This is a genomic window from Klebsiella scottii, from assembly GCF_036561945.1.
Lineage (GTDB): Bacteria > Pseudomonadota > Gammaproteobacteria > Enterobacterales > Enterobacteriaceae > Klebsiella > Klebsiella scottii.
On the sequence record NZ_JARXNI010000018.1, the window covers coordinates 115,431 to 135,372 of the forward strand.

16 protein-coding genes are annotated in these 19,942 nt (G+C 58.7%); 6 read left to right on the plus strand and 10 right to left on the minus strand.

Annotated features, from left to right (window positions below):
- Positions 1-72: 72 nt before the first annotated feature.
- From mgtL to QFI97_RS02455, 5 genes are all read right to left on the minus strand, one after another.
- A complete protein-coding gene (gene mgtL, locus QFI97_RS23425) occupies positions 73-126 on the minus strand; it encodes a mgtA regulatory leader peptide MgtL (protein ID WP_220432789.1) in 54 nt (17 codons plus the stop codon).
- A 139-nt stretch (positions 127-265) separates the two neighbouring features.
- On the minus strand, positions 266-1,018 hold the full coding sequence (locus QFI97_RS02440; RefSeq protein WP_095104299.1) for an IclR family transcriptional regulator: 753 nt from the start codon (positions 1,016-1,018) through the stop codon (positions 266-268).
- Positions 1,015-2,352 (minus strand): MFS transporter, encoded by a 1,338-nt coding sequence (locus QFI97_RS02445; RefSeq protein ID WP_095104300.1) that lies wholly within the window; start codon positions 2,350-2,352, stop codon positions 1,015-1,017. The genes QFI97_RS02440 and QFI97_RS02445 overlap by 4 nt, the downstream gene beginning before the upstream one ends.
- Before the next feature lie 89 nt (positions 2,353-2,441).
- The gene (locus QFI97_RS02450; RefSeq protein WP_346430523.1) at positions 2,442-3,134 is read right to left on the minus strand and encodes an RraA family protein; all 693 of its coding nucleotides are present in this window, start codon (positions 3,132-3,134) and stop codon (positions 2,442-2,444) included.
- Positions 3,135-3,151: 17 nt separating this feature from the next.
- Positions 3,152-4,870, minus strand: a complete 1,719-nt coding sequence (locus tag QFI97_RS02455) for an IlvD/Edd family dehydratase (protein WP_346430524.1) — start codon at positions 4,868-4,870, stop codon at positions 3,152-3,154.
- Positions 4,871-5,316: 446 nt separating this feature from the next.
- On the opposite strand from QFI97_RS02455, the gene treR reads away from it, so the two are divergent.
- The 3 genes from treR (at position 5,317) to treC (ending at position 9,523) form a co-directional block, all read left to right on the plus strand.
- Positions 5,317-6,264: a trehalose operon repressor TreR gene (treR, locus tag QFI97_RS02460; protein WP_095104305.1), complete on the plus strand. Its 948-nt coding sequence runs from the start codon at positions 5,317-5,319 to the stop codon at positions 6,262-6,264.
- Between the two features lie 129 nt (positions 6,265-6,393).
- Positions 6,394-7,812 carry a PTS trehalose transporter subunit IIBC gene (treB, locus tag QFI97_RS02465; protein WP_095104306.1) on the plus strand — a complete coding sequence of 473 codons (1,419 nt, stop codon included), beginning with the start codon at positions 6,394-6,396 and terminating at the stop codon, positions 7,810-7,812.
- 55 nt (positions 7,813-7,867) lie between these two features.
- Positions 7,868-9,523 carry an alpha,alpha-phosphotrehalase gene (gene treC, locus QFI97_RS02470; RefSeq protein WP_346430525.1) on the plus strand — a complete coding sequence of 552 codons (1,656 nt, stop codon included), beginning with the start codon at positions 7,868-7,870 and terminating at the stop codon, positions 9,521-9,523.
- An 80-nt stretch (positions 9,524-9,603) separates the two neighbouring features.
- Here treC and celB read toward each other — a convergent pair whose 3' ends face one another.
- The 3 genes from celB to QFI97_RS02485 form a co-directional block, all read right to left on the minus strand.
- Complete coding sequence (celB, locus tag QFI97_RS02475; protein WP_346430526.1) at positions 9,604-10,956, minus strand: PTS cellobiose transporter subunit IIC; 1,353 nt, start codon at positions 10,954-10,956, stop codon at positions 9,604-9,606.
- Between the two features lie 26 nt (positions 10,957-10,982).
- Positions 10,983-12,290, minus strand: a complete 1,308-nt coding sequence (locus QFI97_RS02480; protein WP_346430527.1) for a 6-phospho-beta-glucosidase — start codon at positions 12,288-12,290, stop codon at positions 10,983-10,985.
- 80 nt (positions 12,291-12,370) lie between these two features.
- Positions 12,371-12,679, minus strand: a complete 309-nt coding sequence (locus QFI97_RS02485; protein WP_095104313.1) for a PTS sugar transporter subunit IIB — start codon at positions 12,677-12,679, stop codon at positions 12,371-12,373.
- A gap of 262 nt (positions 12,680-12,941) precedes the next feature.
- Here QFI97_RS02485 and QFI97_RS02490 point away from each other — a divergent pair, with 262 nt between their 5' ends.
- From QFI97_RS02490 to nrdG, 3 genes are all read left to right on the plus strand, one after another.
- Complete coding sequence (locus tag QFI97_RS02490) at positions 12,942-13,685, plus strand: MurR/RpiR family transcriptional regulator (RefSeq protein WP_041143770.1); 744 nt, start codon at positions 12,942-12,944, stop codon at positions 13,683-13,685.
- Between the two features lie 367 nt (positions 13,686-14,052).
- Positions 14,053-16,191: an anaerobic ribonucleoside-triphosphate reductase gene (gene nrdD / locus QFI97_RS02495; RefSeq protein ID WP_095104316.1), complete on the plus strand. Its 2,139-nt coding sequence runs from the start codon at positions 14,053-14,055 to the stop codon at positions 16,189-16,191.
- Positions 16,192-16,350: 159 nt separating this feature from the next.
- On the plus strand, positions 16,351-16,815 hold the full coding sequence (nrdG, locus tag QFI97_RS02500; RefSeq protein WP_095104317.1) for an anaerobic ribonucleoside-triphosphate reductase-activating protein: 465 nt from the start codon (positions 16,351-16,353) through the stop codon (positions 16,813-16,815).
- A gap of 6 nt (positions 16,816-16,821) precedes the next feature.
- Here the strand turns inward: nrdG and QFI97_RS02505 are convergent, their stop codons facing one another.
- Positions 16,822-18,732: a BglG family transcription antiterminator gene (locus QFI97_RS02505; RefSeq protein WP_346430528.1), complete on the minus strand. Its 1,911-nt coding sequence runs from the start codon at positions 18,730-18,732 to the stop codon at positions 16,822-16,824.
- Between the two features lie 23 nt (positions 18,733-18,755).
- Positions 18,756-19,907: a lactonase family protein gene (locus QFI97_RS02510; RefSeq protein WP_346430529.1), complete on the minus strand. Its 1,152-nt coding sequence runs from the start codon at positions 19,905-19,907 to the stop codon at positions 18,756-18,758.
- Positions 19,908-19,942: the final 35 nt, after the last annotated feature.

Genomic DNA, 19,942 nt, shown 5'->3' on the forward strand with positions numbered 1-19,942 from the left:
ATTATTTTTTTATGGCAGGGACATCAAGGACGTCACTGCTTTACGCTTCCGGTAAAGCAGTGCTAAGCAGGCTTACCGGAAAGGGGTATAACTCCATCGAGGATGAGGAGTGGGATCGGGGTCCATAAAATCTCCGGTAAGTGAGTAAAAACGGCGCGGATTATACCGCGGCCAGCGATCTATTTGTGGCAATTATGGCTATGGTAACCCCGCGTAACTAAACCAAACGTATACGCGCAGCCGTTCAGGCCTTTTTATCACGCGTTCAGCATCGCGAACGCATTAGCGCCGCAAGCGCATCGCCCAGCGCCTCCGCCATTTCGCCTAAGGCCTGTTTTGTCTCTTCATAATCTCCCGGCAGCTGATCGAACCACGGGCAGGTAATCACCGCATGGGCGTAGCTATCAGGCCCGAAAACGGGCCACGAGGCCGACGTCAGCCCAATAATGCGATCGTGCGGGATTTCAGCAAACCCCTGGGATTTTATGCGCGAGAGCTGCTCGACCATCTCCCCGCGTAACGCCGTATCCAGCGCGTAATGACGGATCAAACGCCAGCTATCCTGGTCGCTGGCGAAGGCCAGAAGCACCAGCGATGAGCTTGAGCGGATGGTATGCAGTAGCGCCCCTTCTCTGGCGCTAATCGCCGGGGTGAAGTCCGGATGACGATGGGCGATAACCACCACCCGATCGTCCCGCAGCCCGGCGAGGTGGCAGGGCTGATTGGTGCGCCAGGTGAAGTCTTTCATCAGCTGCTGGCAGCGTTCCGACTGCGCCAGCTGCTCGATATAGCGATACTGGCCGGTGAGGCTGAGTTTATCGGTCAGATGGTAATAGCGCCGGGCATCCTGTTTGAGGTACCCCTCCTCTTCCAGGCACTGAATAATCCGGAACAGATGGTTAAAGGAGAGGCTGAGCGCCAGGCTAATCTCCCCCATCGTCATAGGGACGCCCGACGCCGACAAATATTCCAGTACGCGTAAACCCCGGCTTAACGCCGGGGCACGATAATCGGTCATAACGCTCCTTTCTGTGGCGCATCGGTAGGGGACAGGGGATCGCGATCGTCGCTGCGCCGGTGCAGATAGCGAATCGTCAATAGCGTCACCACGCAGCCGATGGCCATACATCCGCCTAAATAGTACATCGGAGCGCTGACGCTCCCCGTCAGATCGCGTACCGCCGGAACGGTATTTTGCGCAAAGAAACCGCCGAGGTTAGCCAGCGAGTTTATCGCCGCTAATCCGGCCGCTGCCGCCGAGCCGCCTAAAAATCGCGTCAGAGTCCAGAAGCAGGGCTGAATTGAAAATATAGCCATAATCACCAAGGTTATGCATAAAAAACTCAGCCAGGGCGTGGCGATAAACAATGCGCTGCCGGCAAGGAAAATAGCGGCCACCAGCATCGGCAAGGCAATATTTTTCACCGGATCGGAGGTCCGCTCCGGATTGCGCGTCATCCACCAGAGCAGCAGCATCGCCATCAGCCAGGGGATCATGTTGATCAGCCCGTTGGTCATATCGGATACGCCAAACCCTTTGACAATGGTTGGCATCCAGTAGCTCAGACCATAGGCGCCGAAGGAAATAAAGCCCAGCACCAGCGCCAGCAGCAGCACCCGCGCATCTTTCAACGTTTTCAACACGCCGCTCACCTGGCGATCCCGATCCCGGCTCTGTTCCTGCTGCAGCATCGCCCCAAGCCAGGCTTTTTCCTCCGCGGTCATAAAGCGGGCCTTTTCCGGCGTATCGGGCAGCCAAAAAAGGACCGGAATAATAAACAGCAGCGCCGGCAGCCCGGTGCCAATGAAAATCCACTGCCAGCCTTCAAGATTCAATATGCCGTGAATGCTTAATAGCGCGCCATTAATCGGAGCCCCGATCAGATTCGCCGCCAGGCTGGCCATAATCAGATAGCCCACCACCCGGGGACGGTACGCCAAAGGAAACCAGCGGGTCATGTAATAAAGCAGGCCGGGATACAGCCCCGCCTCGGCGGCGCCGAGGCAAAAGCGTAAAACGTAAAACATGCTGGCGCTGGTGGTAAAAGCCATTAAAACCGTAATCGCGCCCCACGTCAGCATAATCCTGGCAAACCATAAGCGGGCGCCAACTTTATGCAGCATGATATTGCCTGGAACTTCAAATAATAAGTAGCCGATAAAGAATAACGATGCGCCAAGACCATAGGCGGTTTCGCTCAACGACAGGCTTTCCGCCATATGAAGTTTTGCGAAGCCTATATTCTGCCGATCGATATAGGCAATAACGTAGAGCATCACCATGATCGGTATTATTTTCAGTGAAATTTTATTTATCGTCGTTCTTTCAATACGACGGTCTGCAGAACACATAATTGCATCCTTAATTAGTTCATCAAATAATGATGTCGATACATAAGCGTGATGGCAGAATAAAAACCCGGAGAGCAATAGAATAACGCTTACATAATACCGAACTTATCAAAAGCCTCGACGGTACTCATGCCTGTTCTCAGCGCGTGCAGCACTTCATTTTCGCCTTTGGCCTTTTCAAAGGCCCCGTGGAAGGCTTCGTCCACGGCCTCCGCCGGGATCACCAGCACGCCGTCGCGGTCGCCAAAAATCACATCGCCAGGCGCAACGCGCACGCCGTCCAGTTCAACAGGCACGCGCCAGTCGACCACCTTGCCGCGCGGCCCCTGATCCTGCGCGTAGCTGCCAAAGGAGGCCACCGGGAAACCGAGGTCCAAAATTTCATGGCTGTCCCGATGGTAGCCATGAATAACGGCTCCAGCCGCCCCGCACTGCATGGCGCGGGTCGACATTAGCCCGCCCCATTGCGCATAGCGTAGCGAGCCGCCCGCACAAATATAAACTTCATTCTTTTGCAGATCGTCCAGCGCGTGAAACATTAAGCCGAACGGCTTTTCACTGAGCGTATTATGGCCCGAGGCGCTTTGCTGGAAATAATCCGCCTCAAGTACCGGCATCGCCCGGCCAATAATAACCATATTGGCATCAATCGGTTTTAACTGCGGGGATAAAAACTGATGGAGTAATCCCATTGAATCCAGAATATCCCCCACTAATGCAACAAAGAGTTTTTCTTTTGCTAATGCAAATAACGTTTCATCATCGGACCAGGAGTGGCGCATAAAATTTCCTTTGTTCATTATTCAGGATGGGGTTCACGTTTAATTTCGCTACCTGATTTACCCGGTAAAAAGTTCAGATCGGCGCCGGTATGCGCCTGCTGTACCGTCTGGATATAAAGGCTGGCGTAACCGCGGGGATAATCCGGATATGCCTGCGGTCTGTTTTCTTTACGCCTGCTCAGTTCGCTCTCGCTGACGTGCAGCGTCAGCCGGCGCTCGCGGCAGTTCAGCTCAATCATGTCGCCGTTCTCCACCACCGCCAGGGTCCCGCCGATGGTCGATTCCGGGCTGACGTGCAGGACAATCGTGCCAAATGCGGTGCCCGACATGCGCCCGTCCGAGATGCGCACCATATCGCGCACGCCCTGCTGCAGGATCTTCAGCGGCAGGCCAAAGTTGCCGACTTCCGGCATGCCCGGATAGCCCTTTGGCCCCACGCCCTTCAGCACCAGAATATCGTCGGGCCGTACGTCCAGATCCGGGTCATTAATGCGCTGGTTATAATCTTCAATGTTCTCAAAAACGACCGCCCGCGCGGTATGGTTGAGCAGCGCCGGCGTTGCGGCCGAAGGCTTTATCACCGCGCCGTCGGCGCAAAGGTTGCCCTTCAGCACAATCGTTCCGGCGTCATCCAGCAGCGCGTTTTGCCGCGATGCGATAACCCGCTGGTTCAAAATCGCCGCCTCGCGGTAGTTCTCCTCCAGCGTTTTGCCGTTGCACTGCAGCACCTGCGTATGCAGCTTGTCGGTAAGCTGGCCGATAACCGCCGGAACGCCGCCCGCGTAGTAGAAATCCTCCATCAGAAACTCTCCCGATGGTTTCAGATTCGCCAGCAGCGGAACGTTCTGGCTAAACCGATCAAAATCCTCCAGCGTCAGCGGAACTTCGATGCGCCCGGCAAGCGCCAGAAGGTGCAGGATAAAGTTGGTTGAGCCGCCGATTGCCGCATTGACGACGATGGCGTTCTGGAAAGCCTCGCGGGTCAGGATCTGCGACATGCGCAGATCCTCTTTCACCATCTCGACAATACGGCGACCGGACAGACGGGAGACCCGCCTACGCGCGGCATCAACGGCGGGAATGGCGGCAGAACCCGGCAGCGACATGCCCAGCGCCTCAACCATGCAGGAGAGGGTGGACGCGGTGCCCATCGTATTGCAGGCGCCGGGGCTACGCGACATCGCGTTTTCCACCTCGTCAAACTCGGCCTGGCTCATGAGGCCCGCACGCAGGTCCTCGCTAAACTGCCACAAATCGGTGCCGGAACCGATATCCGCCCCGCGATATTTACCATTGAGCATCGGTCCGCCGCTCACCACCAGCGTCGGTAAATCAACGCTGGCCGCTCCCATCAGGCAGGATGGCGTCGTTTTGTCGCAGTTGGTGAGCAGCACCACGCCGTCAATGGGATTCCCACGAATCGACTCTTCAACATCCATGCTGGCAAGGTTGCGGAACAGCATGGTCGTCGGCTTCATTAGCGCTTCGCCGAGCGACATCACCGGGAATTCAAAAGCCACGCCGCCCGCCTCGAGAACGCCCATTTTGACCTGCTCGGCAAGATCGCGCAGATGCGCGTTGCAGGGGGTTAATTCAGACCAGGTATTACAAATCCCGATAACCGGGCGACCATCAAAAATATCATTGGGCAGCCCCTGATTTTTTAACCAGCTTCTGGCAATAAACCCTGATTTATCCTTGCGTCCAAACCACGTCTGGCTACGATATTTTTTCATTACGTTGCGCTCATTTTCCAGAAAAGGTGAGAGTTAGCGGCAGTGTAATTGATGTGGCGATCCCGTCAATTCGCGGCAGGATACGGGCGAAAGCCGCCGTTTGTGAGTGAGTAAATAAAATCTTCGCCCCCGCTCGCCCCACGCTTTTACGGGTAAAAGTCAAAAATCATCCACCGCTATTGATGGCTAAAATATTATTTAATATCAGTGCTATATAGTTAGGTTGCTTTTTCCGGGTTTCATATATAAAAGTTAAATTCCCGCGAATAAATCGCGAAAATGTGATCTGTATCGGAATAGCCGCGGCGGCCTGGCGCCACGCCTGCCGCGATAAGCCGCGCAAACGGTCAGCGGATCGGCCGCCGGACGTAAACCAGACTTTGCTCATTGCGGTTTGGTTGAGTAGCATTAGGCTCAATTTAATCGGACCACCGCGAGAATCCTGCATGCAAAACCGGCTGACCATCAAAGATATCGCGCGCTTAAGCGGCGTCGGGAAATCGACGGTATCGCGCGTGCTCAACAACGAAAGCGGCGTTAACGAGCGCACCCGCGAGCGGGTGGAAGCGGTAATGCAGCAGTACGGTTTCTCCCCCTCCCGCTCCGCGCGCGCGATGCGCGGCCAGAGCGACAAGGTGGTGGCGATTATCGTCACCCGTCTGGACTCGCTTTCAGAAAACCTCGCCGTGCAGACGATGCTGCCCGCTTTTTACGAGCAGGGTTACGATCCGATTATGATGGAAAGCCAGTTCTCCCCGGCGCTGGTTAGCGAGCACCTCAGGATCCTCGCCCGCCGCCACATCGACGGCGTGGTGCTGTTTGGCTTTACCGGCATTACCGAAGAGATGCTCACGCCGTGGCGCGAAACGCTGGTGCTGCTGGCCCGCGACGCGCCGGGCTTTGCCTCGGTCTGCTACGACGACGACGGGGCGGTGAGGATGCTGATGCAGCGTCTCTACGATCGCGGCCATCGTCATATCAGCTTCCTCGGGGTGCCGCACAGCGACGTCACCACCGGCCAGCGCCGTCATCAGGCCTATCTCGATTTCTGCCAGCAGCACCGGCTCTCCCCCACCGCCGCGCTGCCGGGCCTGGCCATGAAGCAGGGTTATGAAAACGTCGCCAGCGTCCTCAACCCCGACAGCAGCGCCCTGCTTTGCGCCACCGATACCCTCGCCCTAGGCGCCAGCAAGTATTTGCAGGAACAGCGCATTGAAGGTCTGCAGATCGCCAGCGTCGGCAGCACGCCGCTGCTGAAGTTCCTGCACCCGGAAATTATCACCGTCGATCCGGGCTACGCCGAGGCCGGACGCCAGGCGGCGCGGCAGCTGATCGAGCAGATCGCCGGCAACGCCAACCCCCGTCAAATCGTCATTCCCGCGGCGCTGATTTAGTCCCGCCGACAGGATTTATGTGATCGTGGCTGCGTTTCGGGAACGTTCCCATTTTGCAAACGAAGCGGAGCGGTTAGGATTCGTCTCAGGTCATTACGCAATCTCTTCCCTCTGTTTTGAGGCCTCACAATGAGTAAAGTAAATCAGCAGGACATCGATAAATTAATCGAACTGGTGGGCGGGCGCGACAACATCGCCACCGTCAGCCACTGTATTACCCGTCTGCGCTTTGTGCTGAATAATCCGGCCATCGCCAAACCGAAAGAAATTGAGCAGCTGCGCATGGTGAAGGGCTGCTTTACCAACGCCGGGCAGTTCCAGGTGGTGATTGGCACGGACGTGGACGATTACTACAAGGCGCTGCTGGCTACCACCGGCCAGGCATCTGCTGATAAAGAGCAGGCCAAACAGGCCGCGCGGCAGAACATGAAGTGGCACGAGCAGCTGATTTCGCACTTTGCCGAGATCTTCTTCCCGCTGCTGCCGGCGCTGATCAGCGGCGGCCTGATCCTCGGCTTCCGTAACGTGATCGGCGATCTGCCGATGAGCAACGGTCAGACGCTGGCGCAAATGCACCCGTCGCTGAAAACGATTTATGACTTTCTGTGGCTGATTGGCGAAGCCATCTTCTTCTATCTGCCGGTCGGCATCTGCTGGTCAGCGGTGAAGAAAATGGGCGGCACGCCGATCCTCGGCATCGTGCTGGGCGTCACGCTGGTTTCTCCCCAGCTGATGAACGCCTATATGCTCGGCCAGCAGGTACCGGAAGTGTGGAACTTCGGCCTGTTTACCATCGCTAAAGTGGGCTATCAGGCGCAGGTGATCCCGGCGCTGCTGGCGGGCCTGGCGCTGGGCTTTATCGAAACGCGCATGAAGCGCATCGTGCCTGACTACCTCTACCTGGTAATAGTGCCGGTGTGCTCCCTGATCCTGGCGGTGTTCCTTGCTCACGCCTTTATCGGCCCGTTCGGCCGCATGATCGGCGATGGCGTGGCCTTTGCGGTGCGCCACCTGATGACCGGTAGCTTCGCGCCGATTGGCGCCGCGCTGTTCGGCTTCCTGTATGCGCCGCTGGTGATCACCGGCGTCCATCAGACCACGCTGGCTATCGATATGCAGATGATTCAGAGCATGGGCGGTACGCCGGTGTGGCCGCTAATTGCGCTCTCCAACATTGCCCAGGCCTCGGCAGTGGTCGGCATCATTATCGCCAGCCGCAAGCAGAATGAGCGTGAAATCTCCGTCCCTGCGGCCATCTCCGCCTATCTTGGCGTCACCGAGCCGGCGATGTACGGGATCAACCTCAAGTACCGCTTCCCGATGCTCTGCGCCATGATCGGCTCCGGCCTCGCCGGGCTGCTGTGCGGCCTGAACGGCGTGATGGCGAACGGGATCGGCGTCGGCGGCCTGCCGGGCATCCTCTCCATCCAGCCGACCTACTGGCAGGTTTACGGCCTGGCAATGGCTATCGCCGTCGTCGTGCCGATTGTTCTCACGACCTTCGTGTACCAGCGCAAATTCCGCCAGGGCACCTTGCAGATTGTCTGACTTTATCTTCCTTCCGGGGCGCGAAAGCGCCCCCTCGTTGTAGCAGGAAAGCACTATGAATACCCTTCCCCTCTGGTGGCAAAACGGCGTTATTTATCAAATCTATCCGAAGAGTTTCCAGGATACGACCGGCAGCGGTACCGGCGATCTGCGTGGGGTCACCGCGCGGCTCGACTACCTGCGCAAGCTCGGCGTGGACGCCATCTGGCTGACCCCGTTCTACGTCTCGCCGCAGGTGGATAACGGTTACGATGTGGCGAACTATACCGCCATCGATCCGGCCTACGGCACGCTGGATGATTTTGACGAACTGGTGGCGCAGGCTAAAGCGCGCGGCATCCGTATCGTGCTGGATATGGTCTTCAACCATACCTCGACCGCCCACGCCTGGTTCCGCGAGTCGTTAAACAGAGAGAGCCCGTACCGCCAGTTTTATATCTGGCGCGACGGCGAGCCCACCACCCCGCCGAACAACTGGCGCTCGAAGTTCGGCGGCAACGCCTGGCAGTGGCACGCCGAAAGCGGCCAGTACTATCTGCACCTGTTCGCCGCCGAGCAGGCGGACCTCAACTGGGAAAACCCGGCCGTGCGCGCGGAGTTAAAAAAGGTCTGCGAATTCTGGGCCGACCGCGGCGTTGACGGCCTGCGCCTCGACGTGGTCAACCTGATCTCCAAAGACCAGACGTTCCCGTCTGACGCCGAGGGCGATGGCCGCCGTTTTTATACCGACGGCCCGCGCGTGCACGAATTCCTGCAGGAGATGAGCCGCGACGTCTTCACGCCGCGCAACCTGATGACGGTCGGGGAAATGTCCTCCACCACCCTGGAACACTGCCAGCAGTACGCGGCGCAGGACGGCCGCGAGCTGTCAATGACCTTTAACTTCCATCACCTGAAGGTTGATTATCCCGGGGGCGAAAAATGGAGCCTCGCGCGTCCTGACTACGTGGCGCTGAAGGCGCTGTTCAGCCACTGGCAGCAGGGGATGCACAATCGGGCGTGGAACGCCCTGTTCTGGTGTAACCACGATCAGCCGCGCATCGTTTCGCGCTTCGGCGACGAGGGCGAATACCGGGTTCCGGCGGCCAAAATGCTGGCGATGGTGCTGCACGGTATGCAGGGCACCCCCTATATCTACCAGGGGGAAGAGATTGGCATGACCAATCCGCACTTCTCGCGTATCAGCGACTATCGCGACGTGGAAAGCCACAACATGTTTATTGAGCGTTCGGCACAGGGGCAGGCGCCCGACGAGCTGCTGGCGATTCTGGCCAGTAAATCCCGCGACAACAGCCGGACGCCGATGCAGTGGAACGGCCGCGAGAACGGTGGCTTCAGCGAGGGCGAACCGTGGATTGCGCTGTGCGATAACTACCGCGACATCAACGCCGAGGCGGCGCTGGCCGATCCTGATTCGGTGTTTTATGCCTATCAGCAGCTGATCGCGTTGCGCAAAACCACGCCGGTGCTGACCTGGGGCGACTATCTCGATCTTTGCGCGGAGCATCCGTCTCTGTGGTGCTATCGCCGGCAGTGGCAGGGGCAAACGCTGGTGGTGGTGGCCAACCTGAGTCGTGAATTCCAGAACTGGCAGCCGGATGAGATGGAGGGCGACTGGCAGGTATTGATGAGCAACTATGCGGAAGCGGCTAATCGCCCGGCGGCCATGACCCTGCGTCCGTTTGAAGCCGTGTGGTGGCTGCAGGCGTAAGAGCGACGCCCGGTCTCGCGCTGCGCTTAGCCGGGCTACGTTACGGTAGCCCGGGCTGGCGCAGCGCGCCGCCTTTGTCGTCAGGCTCTGTCGGCCGTTGACAGCGCGCCGCCGGCCTCCTGGCGCGTCGAGGCGTGCTCCTCTTTCGCCTTCAGGCGATCCCACGCCCGGAAGAACGGATAGTAAACCACCAGCGAAATCGTCAGGTTCACCACCTGCAGAATGGTCCCGGAAATATGCCCGCCCGTTGCCAGATAGCCGCTAATAAAAATCGGCGTGGTAAACGGCAGCGCAATCCCCGCCGGCGGAGCGACCAGCCCGGTCGCCATCGCGGTATAGGAGACAATCACCAGCAGAACCGGCGTCAGAATAAACGGCAGGAAAAAATAAGGGTTCATCACCAGCGGAATACCGAACACCATCGGCTCGCTGATATTAAACAGCGCGCCGGGCGCGGCGATTTTCCCCAGTTGCTTCATCTGCTGGCTACGGCTTCTGAACAACATAAAGAGCACCAGCCCCAGCAGCGCCCCGGTGCCGCCGGGAGCAATCCACAGATCGTAAAACTGCTGCGTAATGATATGCGGGATCGGCTGGCCGTTCTGGAACGCGGTGAGGTTTTCCGACATATTCGACAGCCACACCGGCTGAATAAACACCAGCACGATGGCATCCCCGTGCAGGCCCAGCGTCCACAGAATGCCGATCAGGATAACCGAGAAGATCATCCCCGGCAGCGTACCACCGACGTGGTGCATCGGAATGCCGATAATGGTGGCGATCATGCTGTTAATGTCGCCGAATGGCGAAGCTTCGACGATCAGGCGCAGCGCCAGCACCACCGCCAGCACGCAGAATCCGGGGATCAGCGCGAGGAACGATTTCGCCACCGCCGGCGGTACCCCGTCCGGCATGCGGATCACCAGGTTGCGGCCGGCGACAAAGCGATAAATCTCGGTAGATAACAGCGAAATAACGATGGCGACAAACAGCCCCTGGCTGCCCACCAGCCCGACCGGGATCACCCCTTTGACCACTTCCGCCGCGCCGTGCACCGGCGTAAACAGCGTACTTTGCGGGATCGTCATCACGAACGCGACCAGCGACATGGCCCCGGCGGTCAGCGGATCAAGCGTGCGGTACTTCTCCGCCAGCCGGTAGGCGATGCCGAAGCTCGATATCAGCGCCATAATGTCGTAGGTCGCTTTAACCGGATAAAGCATTTTATCGCGCCAGACGTCGCCGAACAGACCGCTCATCATATCGGCATAGCCGGGAATGGGCAGATAGGCGAAAATCAGGAAAAATGAACCAATCAGCATAAACGGCATGTTCAAAATAATGCCGTCGCGCACCGACAGGACGTGCTTTTGCCCGGCGATTTTCAGCGCCGCGGGCATGACGTAACGTTCAATCCACGTAGTGTTCGACATGAGACGATCCCCAAAGGAAATAACGGTCAGTTAAATTGCGTCAGCCATTGACGGTTGATGGTTAAGACTTCGTCCAGCAGCGCCTGCGCGTCGGTGACGTTGCCCACCAGCGGGTTGGTCACCAGCGCCAGCAGCGCGCTATCGCGACAGCCGTGTACCGCGGCTTCAATGGTCAGCCGCTCAAAGGCCTTCACCTGCTGCGTCAGGCCGTTCATCGCCGGAGGCAGCGCGCCAAAGGTCAGCGGGCGGGCGCCCTGGGCATCAATAATGCTGTTGGTTTCCACCACCGCATCATCGTCCAGGCCGTGAATCGCCCCGTTGTTGCGGGTATTCACCACCATCTCTTTGCCGAGATTGTTATGAATCGCGTTGATTAACTCCACGGCCACTTCCGAGTAGTAAGCGCCGCCGCGGAAGCTGAGCTGCTCCGGCTTCTCATCGAGGGCCGGATTGGCGTACAGCTCGAACAGCTCCTGCTCGACCTTCATCACCTGCTCGGCGCGGGTGCCTTTGGTTTTTGCCGCCGCGATCTCCTCCGCCAGCATCGCCGGCGTCAGCCAGAAGTAGCGGTGATAGGGGCAAGGAATGGCGTTCAGCGCGCGCAGGAACGGCGCCGGCCACGGCAGCTCTTTAATATTGTTCATCGATAGCGCTTTGCCATCGCACAGCATGTCGATCACCTTGCGGGTCACGTCTTCGCGCCCCTGCATCACTTTATGCACCCATACCATATGGTTGAGCCCGGCAAAGCGCAGGTTAACCTCTTCTTCTTTCGCGCCCAGCATGCCGGTAATCATGTGCTGCATATTAATCGGCACGTTGCACAGGCCGATAATCTTCGCCTTGCTGTAGCGGCTCACCGCCTCGGTGACAATCCCGGCCGGGTTGGTGAAGTTGAGGATAAACGCCTGCGGCGCCAGCTGCTCAACCTTGCGCGCCACCTCAAGGATCACCGGGATCGTGCGCAGCGCTTTGGCGAATCCGCCCACGCCGGTGGTTTCCTGGCCCAGCAGGTTATACTTCAGCCCGAGACGCTCGTCGCCGGCCCGCGCCGCCAGCTGCCCGACGCGCAGCTGGGTCAGCACGAAGCTGGCCCCGCGGATCGCCTCGTCCAGCGCAAAATGGACGCTGACTATGACGTGCTCCAGCCCCTTGCGGGTGAGCATCCGGCGCGTCAGCGCGGCGATAATTTCCACCTTCTCCCTGCCTGATTCAACGTCAACCAGCGCCAGCTCCGTTACCGGAAGCTGTTCATAACGAACGATAATTCCTTCAATAAGCTCCGGCGTATAGCTACTGCCGCCGCCAATAACGGCAATTTTTAGTGCTTGCATAGAGACCTCTTTCGGCATGCAGAAAGCCGCGCGCGGTCGACGTGAGCGCGCGTGATGGTTCCGGGATATAAGAGAAAAAATCAGGGATTAAGCAGCGCGAGCGCCTTATCAAGCACCGCCGCGCCGCGCATCATGCCGTAGTCGGCCATATCGATCACCGCGACCGCTTTTCCGTGCGGAGCGGCCAGCGCGCTCAGGCGTCCGGCCTCATATTTCACCTGCGGTCCCAGCAGGATCACGTCGGCGTTGGCCAGCTCGCGCTCAAATTCCGCCACCGCCACCGCGTAGATATCCAGCGAAAGCGCGCGCTGCTGCGCCTCAGCTTTCATCTTCGTCACCAGCATGCTGGTCGACATACCTGCTGCACAGCACAGAACGATTCGTTGCATGACCTCTCCCCCAGATGGATTTATGACCTCGCCCGTTAGGGCCTCAGCGAATATATTGTTAAGATTGTGTGAAAGTGAAGGCTATATGAAAATAATTTTCACCGATGTGATCGAAACGTAATTTTTGATCATTATTGCTCACGCCGTTTGTCCGATTAACGGCGAAACCATAGGAAATACCTTGGGCTGATGCTATAAATAGGCACAGGCGGTAAGTGAAAAATATTTTCAACGTAATATTCTGGAGAAAGGGACGGTCAGGATGGATATCGTAGGTCAGTTGCAGCAAGGGCTGGTGCGTTTTAGCACCCAGGAGTCGCGGGTTGCGGCGTTTATTCTGGAAAATTTGAGCTTTACCGCCAGCGCGTCCATCGATGAACTGGCCGCCAGCGCCGGCGTCAGTCCGGCCACCATCACCCGCTTCGCCCGCTCCGTTGGCTGCGAGGATATTCGCGATCTGCGCAAGCAGCTGGCGCAGGCCAGCGAGCGCCGGACCAGCTGGGTGAGCCCAAACAGCCACGCCCTGCCCGCCGCCTGGCGCGACAGGCTGAGCTATCTTGGCGATACGCTTACCCGACAGCTGGCGCAGACCTCGGAGGCGGCGGTCGAAAAGCTCAAATCTCGCCTGCTGACCGCGCGCGCCGTGCACTGCTTCGCGCTCGGCGCCCAGGATGTCGCGCTGGCCACGCTGCTGCAGCACCAGCTGCTGCCCTCCGGTATCGCCATCAACCTGTGCCAGGACAGCGCCCTGATGCGCATGACGGCCTCGACGCTGAGCGACGATCACCTGCTGCTGGTGCTGGTCACCGCCGGCGCGGACAATATTTTGCAAAGCGCGACGCTACAGGCGCGAACCCAGGGGGTAACCATCATCGCCCTGGCGCCGGAAAACCACGCGCTGGCCAACATGGCCGCCGGGATTATCCCGCTCCCCGATAGCCCGCAGCTGGCCCGCTACGCCCTGCTGCTGCTGGTCGATCTCCTTAACGATACGCTGATTGCCTGAGCCGCGATGCCCGCCGCCTGCGCGGGCGGCATCCGGGCATTTTTATGCTTGTTTTTTAAGCATATAAATTTACATTTAGCGCAAGCGCCCACCATCCGTACTCTCACCTTTTTACTTTGTCCTGCGTCAATAAAATCGCAAACATCTTTGATGCAAATCACTACATGTAGAACTTAAAATGCGTCCCGGCCCTACATATTGTATTAATCGTCTATTATGTCGGCACAGCCCATCGTATTTAGGCGGTGGTGGGATGTGGATAAAAAGGGCCGGAGCCGAAGGAAAACGGCGGCAGCTATAGCGCCTCGCGACCTCGGTATACCTTCCGCCTCTGTGGATAACCTGTTCTATAAAGTATGGAGTGATCATGACACCGCATGTGATGAAACGAGATGGCTGCAAAGTGCCGTTCAAGTCAGAGCGCATTAAAGAAGCAATTCTGCGTGCAGCTAAAGCAGCGGGAGTCGATGACGCAGACTATTGCGCCACCGTCGCAGAAGTCGTTAGCCAGCAAATGCAGAATCGGGCTCAGGTCGATATTAACGAAATCCAGACCGCCGTTGAGAATCAGCTGATGTCAGGCCCGTGGAAGCAGCTGGCTCGCGCCTATATTGAATATCGCCACGATCGCGATATCGAGCGTGAAAAACGCGGCCGCCTGAACCAGGAGATCCGCGGCCTGGTAGAGCAAACCAACTCTTCCCTGCTTAACGAAAACGCAAACAAAGACAGTAAGGTGATCCCCACCCAGCGCGACCTGCTGGCCGGGATTGTGGCCAAACACTACGCTCGCCAGCACCTGCTGCCGCGCGACGTGGTTCAGGCGCACGAACGCGGCGAGATCCACTATCACGATCTCGACTACTCGCCGTTCTTCCCGATGTTTAACTGCATGCTGATTGACCTCAAGGGCATGCTGACCCACGGCTTTAAAATGGGCAACGCCGAGATCGAGCCGCCGAAATCTATCTCTACCGCCACGGCGGTAACGGCGCAGATTATCGCCCAGGTCGCCAGCCATATTTACGGCGGGACCACCATCAACCGGATTGACGAAGTGCTGGCGCCGTTCGTGGCCGAGAGCTGCAAGAAGCATCGTAAAATCGCCGAAGAGTGGCAGATCCCCAACGCCGAAGAGTACGCCCGCTCGCGTACCGAGAAAGAGTGCTACGACGCCTTCCAGTCGCTGGAATACGAAGTGAATACCCTGCACACCGCCAACGGCCAGACGCCGTTCGTCACCTTTGGCTTTGGCCTCGGCACCAGCTGGGAATCGCGTCTGATTCAGCAATCGATTCTGCGCAACCGCATTGCCGGTCTGGGTAAAAACCGCAAAACCGCGGTGTTCCCGAAGCTGGTCTTCGCCATTCGCGACGGCCTGAACCACCGGTTCGGCGACGCCAACTACGACATCAAGCAGCTGGCGCTGGAGTGCGCGAGCAAGCGCATGTATCCGGATATCCTCAACTACGATCAGGTGGTGAAGGTCACCGGCTCGTTTAAAACGCCGATGGGCTGCCGCAGCTTCCTCGGGGTGTGGGAAAACGAGAACGGCGAGCAGGTTCACGATGGCCGCAACAACCTCGGCGTCATCAGCCTTAACCTACCGCGGATCGCGCTGGAAGCCAAAGGCGACGAAGCCGCTTTCTGGACCCTGCTCGATAGCCGCCTGGAGCTGGCGCGTAAGGCCCTGATGACGCGTATTGCGCGCCTCGAAGGGGTGAAGGCCCGCGTCGCGCCGATTCTGTATATGGAAGGCGCCTGCGGCGTACGCCTGAAGGCGGACGACGACGTGGCGGATATCTTTAAAAACGGCCGCGCGTCGATTTCGCTGGGCTATATCGGCATTCACGAAACCATCAACGCGCTCTCCGGCAACCAGCATATGTACGATAGCGACGCGCTGCGTGAGAAAGGCATCGCCATCGTCAAACGCATGCGCGACGCCGTGGAGCAGTGGAAGGAAGAGACCGGCTACGGCTTCAGCCTCTACAGCACGCCGAGTGAAAACCTGTGCGATCGCTTCTGTCGTCTCGATACCGCCGAGTTTGGCGTCATCAACGGCGTGACCGATAAGGGCTACTACACCAACAGTTTCCACCTCGACGTCGAGAAGAAGGTCAACCCTTACGACAAGATCGATTTTGAAGCGCCTTACCCGCCGCTGGCGAACGGCGGCTTCATCTGCTACGGCGAATACCCGAACATTCAGCACAACCTGAAGGCGCTGGAAGACGTCTGGGATTACAGCTACCAGCACGTGCCCTACTACGGAACCAACACGCCAATCGACGAGTGCTACGAGTGCGGCTTTACCGGCGAGTTCGAGTGCACCAGCAAAGGGTTTACCTGCCCGAAATGCGGCAACCACGACGCGGCCCGCGTCTCGGTGACCCGCCGCGTGTGCGGCTATCTCGGCAGCCCGGACGCCCGGCCGTTCAACGCCGGCAAGCAGGAAGAAGTTAAACGCCGCGTTAAGCATTTGGGTAACGGGCAGATCGGTTAATTTCGACAGTATTATTGCCCGGCAATGCGACGCTTTTCGCAAAGCAATTGGCGCCAGGACAAGGCGGCAAGCAAGCGAATCCCGGGGAGCTTACATAAGTAAGTGACCCGGGTAAGCGAGCGCAGCCAACGCAGTAATGGCGTCAATTGAGAAACGAAAATGAATTACCATCAGTACTACCCGGTCGACATCGTCAACGGTCCCGGCACCCGCTGCACCCTGTTCGTCTCAGGCTGCGTCCACGAATGCCCCGGCTGCTATAACAAGAGCACATGGCGGCTCAACTCCGGCCTGCCGTTCACCACCGAGATGGCCGACCGCATCATCGCCGACCTCAACGACGCGCGCATTAAGCGCCAGGGAATCACCCTTTCCGGCGGCGATCCGCTGCACCCGCAGAACGTGTCGGAGATCCTCGCGCTGGTGCAGCGCATTCGCGCCGAGTGTCCCGGGAAGGATATCTGGATGTGGACGGGCTACAGGCTTGAGGAGCTCAACGACGCGCAGATGGCGGTGGTCGACCTGATTAACGTGCTGGTCGACGGCAAGTTCGTGCAGGATTTAAAAGACCCAATGCTTATCTGGCGCGGCAGCAGCAACCAGGTGGTGCATCATCTGCGCTAGCCGCGCTTAAAAGCGGCTGACGCACTCCATTGCCACGGTTTTAAATTCGTCAAAGCTGCCGGTGGCGGCAAGGCGGGTCATCGCGCGTTCGCGCAGGAAAGTCACGAAAATATCGTAGATCGCCATCGCCTCTTCATACTCGCTTTTGCTGATGGCCAGCAGGAAGATGATGTGGGCGGTCTCATCGCCCCAGACTATGCCGTTCGGGGCAATCACGGTGTAGACCACCGTTTTTTTCGCCAGCAGACCAAGGGCGTGCGGCAGCGCAATGCCGTCGCCAAGCATGGTGCTGACGATAGCCTCACGCTCGACAACGGAGTCATAGAACCCGGCGTCGACAAAACCCTCCTCCTGCAGCTGCCGGCACAGTTCGGCAAACAGCGTCTGGCGATCGACGGGGGTATCAATCACCCGGAAATGGGCCTCATCGAAATACTTATCCAGCATCCACGGACGGGTTCTGTCCACCAGCACCAGCTTGCCGATTTGATCCAGCTGATAATCCGTCGGGAACGGCGCGATGGTCACCACCGGCTTATCCTTTTCACCGATGCGCACGGTGGAAATAACAAAATCCTCGGCAACGGCCTCAAGCTGCTCGTACTCGCGCTGCGAAAGGGTGGCGGCAATTTCCAGCTGCGGATATTTACGCTGCAGGGTCGCTTCGATCATCCGCACCATCGCGTTGCTGGTATCGCACACCAGCAGCACGCGCGGCTGGCGCTGGTAGCCGATATTGTAATGACGCTCAAGGCCGACGCCGATGTGCAGCACCAGGAAACCGATCTCGTTTTCACTGATCGCATAGGGGGTGTATTTCCCCCAGCTGGAGACGGCCGCCAGGGTCATATCCCATGCCATCGGGTAGTGCTGCTTGATGTTATCCAGCAGCGGATTGGGGATCATGATCTGATAGCGCACCCGGGTGATCATGGTCTTAATATGGGTCAGCAGATCGGCGTGCAGCTGGGCGTCATCGAGCAGGTTGTAGTTATACTGGGTATTGATATAGCGCAGGATGTAGTTCACCAGCGCTTCGTCGTCATCGGCGCTGATGGTGCCCGGATCAACGTCCTGCACCTGGCGGGCGGCAAGGTGCACGCACAGCCACTCCTCTTCCGCCGCGGAGAGCGCCTTTCCCGCCAGCTGCTGCAGCATCCCGACCAGCTCCCGGGCGGCATCGCGCACGTTCTGGGCCACATCTTCAGCGCTAAATTCTGCCAGCGGGTAGCCCTCGCTGGCGCGGCGCACCACCACCGTGCTGTAGAGGCGGATAAAGCGCTCGCCTTCATCCGTCAGACGGACGTGGTGGCGGGTGAGGATCTCCTGCAGCTCGCGCGCCAGCCGTTCCGACACCTCCGCGCTCAGCCCGCCTTTATCGACCGGCAGAGGCAATCCCCCCTGCTGCGACTGCTCCCACAGGAGATCGGTCAGGCAGGCGCGAATCGACACTTCGCTGCCGAACAGCTTCATGCCGTGACGCGGGCGCGTCTCGAGGGTCAGCTGGTAACGCTGGAAACGTTCGCGCACGTCCACCATATCGCTCTGCAACGTGGCGCGGCTGACGAACCACTCGTCCGCAAGGTCTTCGAGCTTTAGCGAGAAGGCGGAGGTCAAAAAGCGCACCAGCAGAAAGTTAATGCGATCCTGCGCTGTACGCGGAATATGCTGCGCTTTCGGCGCCGTTTCCGCCAGCGTCCGGTAAAGCGCTGGGTCGTCAACGTTGAGCCGATATCCGTTGCCGCGGATAAGCAGAAACTGCGCCCCGTAGGGCAACAGCAGCGCGTTAAGCGCCGTAATATCGGCGCGTACGGTACGGGTAGAAACTGACAGCCGCTGCGCCAGTTCATCCTGCGGCAGCGTTTCGTTTTGCAGCAGGCTAAACAGCTGTGCTAAACGTTGGTTGGGAAATCGCATGTCAGTTCCTTCATCTTTACGGCTCAAGGTTGAGCGGATATCACCATCTGTGACGGGCTGCCTACCGGAGTATAGTCCGGGGCAAACGTCAGCCTGCCGCTCTGAGGCGCCACGCTGAAACGGGTAATATTATCGCTACGCTGGTTCATGACGTACAGCCACTGCCCCTGATTATCCAGCGTGAGCGTTCGTGGGTAGTCCCCGCGCGTCCAGATATCTTCCTGATGGCTCAGGCTACCGTCCGCCATCACGCTAAAGTGCGCGATGCTGTTATGCAGGCGGTTCGCCACGTACAGCTGCCTGCCGTCGGCGCTCAGCGCCAGGCCGGCAGCAAAGCTGGTGCCTTTATACCCCTTCGGCAGCGCGGAAATCGTTTTGCCCTCGCGCAGCAGGCCGCTGGCCTTATCAAGATGATAGAAGGTTAGCGTCGAGGACTCTTCGTTAATCAGCCACAGCCCGTCGCCCTTCGGCGTGAAGACAAAGTGACGCGGCCCGGCACCCGGCGAAGATGCGGAGATAAACGGCGGATCGTTTGGCGTCAGCTTGCCGCTGGCGCTGTCCATCCGGTACTGATAGATCCGATCCAGCCCCAGATCGGTGGAGTAAACGTATTTCCCGCTGGGATCGGCCGAGATCATATGGGCGTGGGGGCCGTTATGGTCGCTAATGGCGAAGCTGCCCTCAACGGCCGCCGCCGGGCGCGCCGCGCCGGCCGGTCCCTGATCCTGATGAACGTCCACCGCCTCGCCCAGGCGACCGTCTTCCTGCACCGGCAGCACGGCAGTCGTGCCGCTAACGTAGTTTGCCACCAGCAGATGGCGACCGTCCGGCGTCAGGGAGAGATAAACCGGCCCGGCCCCGCCGGAAGAGACCTGGTTTAGCTCGGTCAGCTCGCCGTTCGCTGCAACGCGCCACGCCTGCACCACGCCCTTTTCCACTTCGCTGGCGGCGTACAGGGTTTTACCGTCGCGCGAAGCGGTAAGCTGCGCGACGTTGGGCAACGAGCTCACCAGCGTTCTGTTGCTCAACGCGCCGGTTTTCGCCTCGACGGTAAAGCGGTACAGGCCTTCGCCGTTGGGGTTGTAGGTGCCGACCCAGGCGTACTGCGCCTGGGCGCAGGCGCTGGCGGCGAGCAGGGAAAGTGAAGCAACAAGCAGGTGACGAGTGCCGGGCATGGTGACTCCTTGATGGTTCGGTGGGGGACGTTTGT

Bases quoted from the DNA above. Each gene is read 5' to 3' on its own strand.
- QFI97_RS02440 (WP_095104299.1), bottom strand. From the start codon at position 1,018: ATGACCGATTATCGTGCCCCGGCGTTAAGCCGGGGTTTACGCGTACTG.
- QFI97_RS02445 (WP_095104300.1), bottom strand. From the start codon at position 2,352: ATGTGTTCTGCAGACCGTCGTATTGAAAGAACGACGATAAATAAAATT.
- QFI97_RS02450 (WP_346430523.1), bottom strand. From the start codon at position 3,134: ATGCGCCACTCCTGGTCCGATGATGAAACGTTATTTGCATTAGCAAAA.
- QFI97_RS02455 (WP_346430524.1), bottom strand. From the start codon at position 4,870: ATGAAAAAATATCGTAGCCAGACGTGGTTTGGACGCAAGGATAAATCA.
- treR (WP_095104305.1), top strand. From the start codon at position 5,317: ATGCAAAACCGGCTGACCATCAAAGATATCGCGCGCTTAAGCGGCGTC.
- treB (WP_095104306.1), top strand. From the start codon at position 6,394: ATGAGTAAAGTAAATCAGCAGGACATCGATAAATTAATCGAACTGGTG.
- treC (WP_346430525.1), top strand. From the start codon at position 7,868: ATGAATACCCTTCCCCTCTGGTGGCAAAACGGCGTTATTTATCAAATC.
- celB (WP_346430526.1), bottom strand. From the start codon at position 10,956: ATGTCGAACACTACGTGGATTGAACGTTACGTCATGCCCGCGGCGCTG.
- QFI97_RS02480 (WP_346430527.1), bottom strand. From the start codon at position 12,290: ATGCAAGCACTAAAAATTGCCGTTATTGGCGGCGGCAGTAGCTATACG.
- QFI97_RS02485 (WP_095104313.1), bottom strand. From the start codon at position 12,679: ATGCAACGAATCGTTCTGTGCTGTGCAGCAGGTATGTCGACCAGCATG.
- QFI97_RS02490 (WP_041143770.1), top strand. From the start codon at position 12,942: ATGGATATCGTAGGTCAGTTGCAGCAAGGGCTGGTGCGTTTTAGCACC.
- nrdD (WP_095104316.1), top strand. From the start codon at position 14,053: ATGACACCGCATGTGATGAAACGAGATGGCTGCAAAGTGCCGTTCAAG.
- nrdG (WP_095104317.1), top strand. From the start codon at position 16,351: ATGAATTACCATCAGTACTACCCGGTCGACATCGTCAACGGTCCCGGC.
- QFI97_RS02505 (WP_346430528.1), bottom strand. From the start codon at position 18,732: ATGCGATTTCCCAACCAACGTTTAGCACAGCTGTTTAGCCTGCTGCAA.
- QFI97_RS02510 (WP_346430529.1), bottom strand. From the start codon at position 19,907: ATGCCCGGCACTCGTCACCTGCTTGTTGCTTCACTTTCCCTGCTCGCC.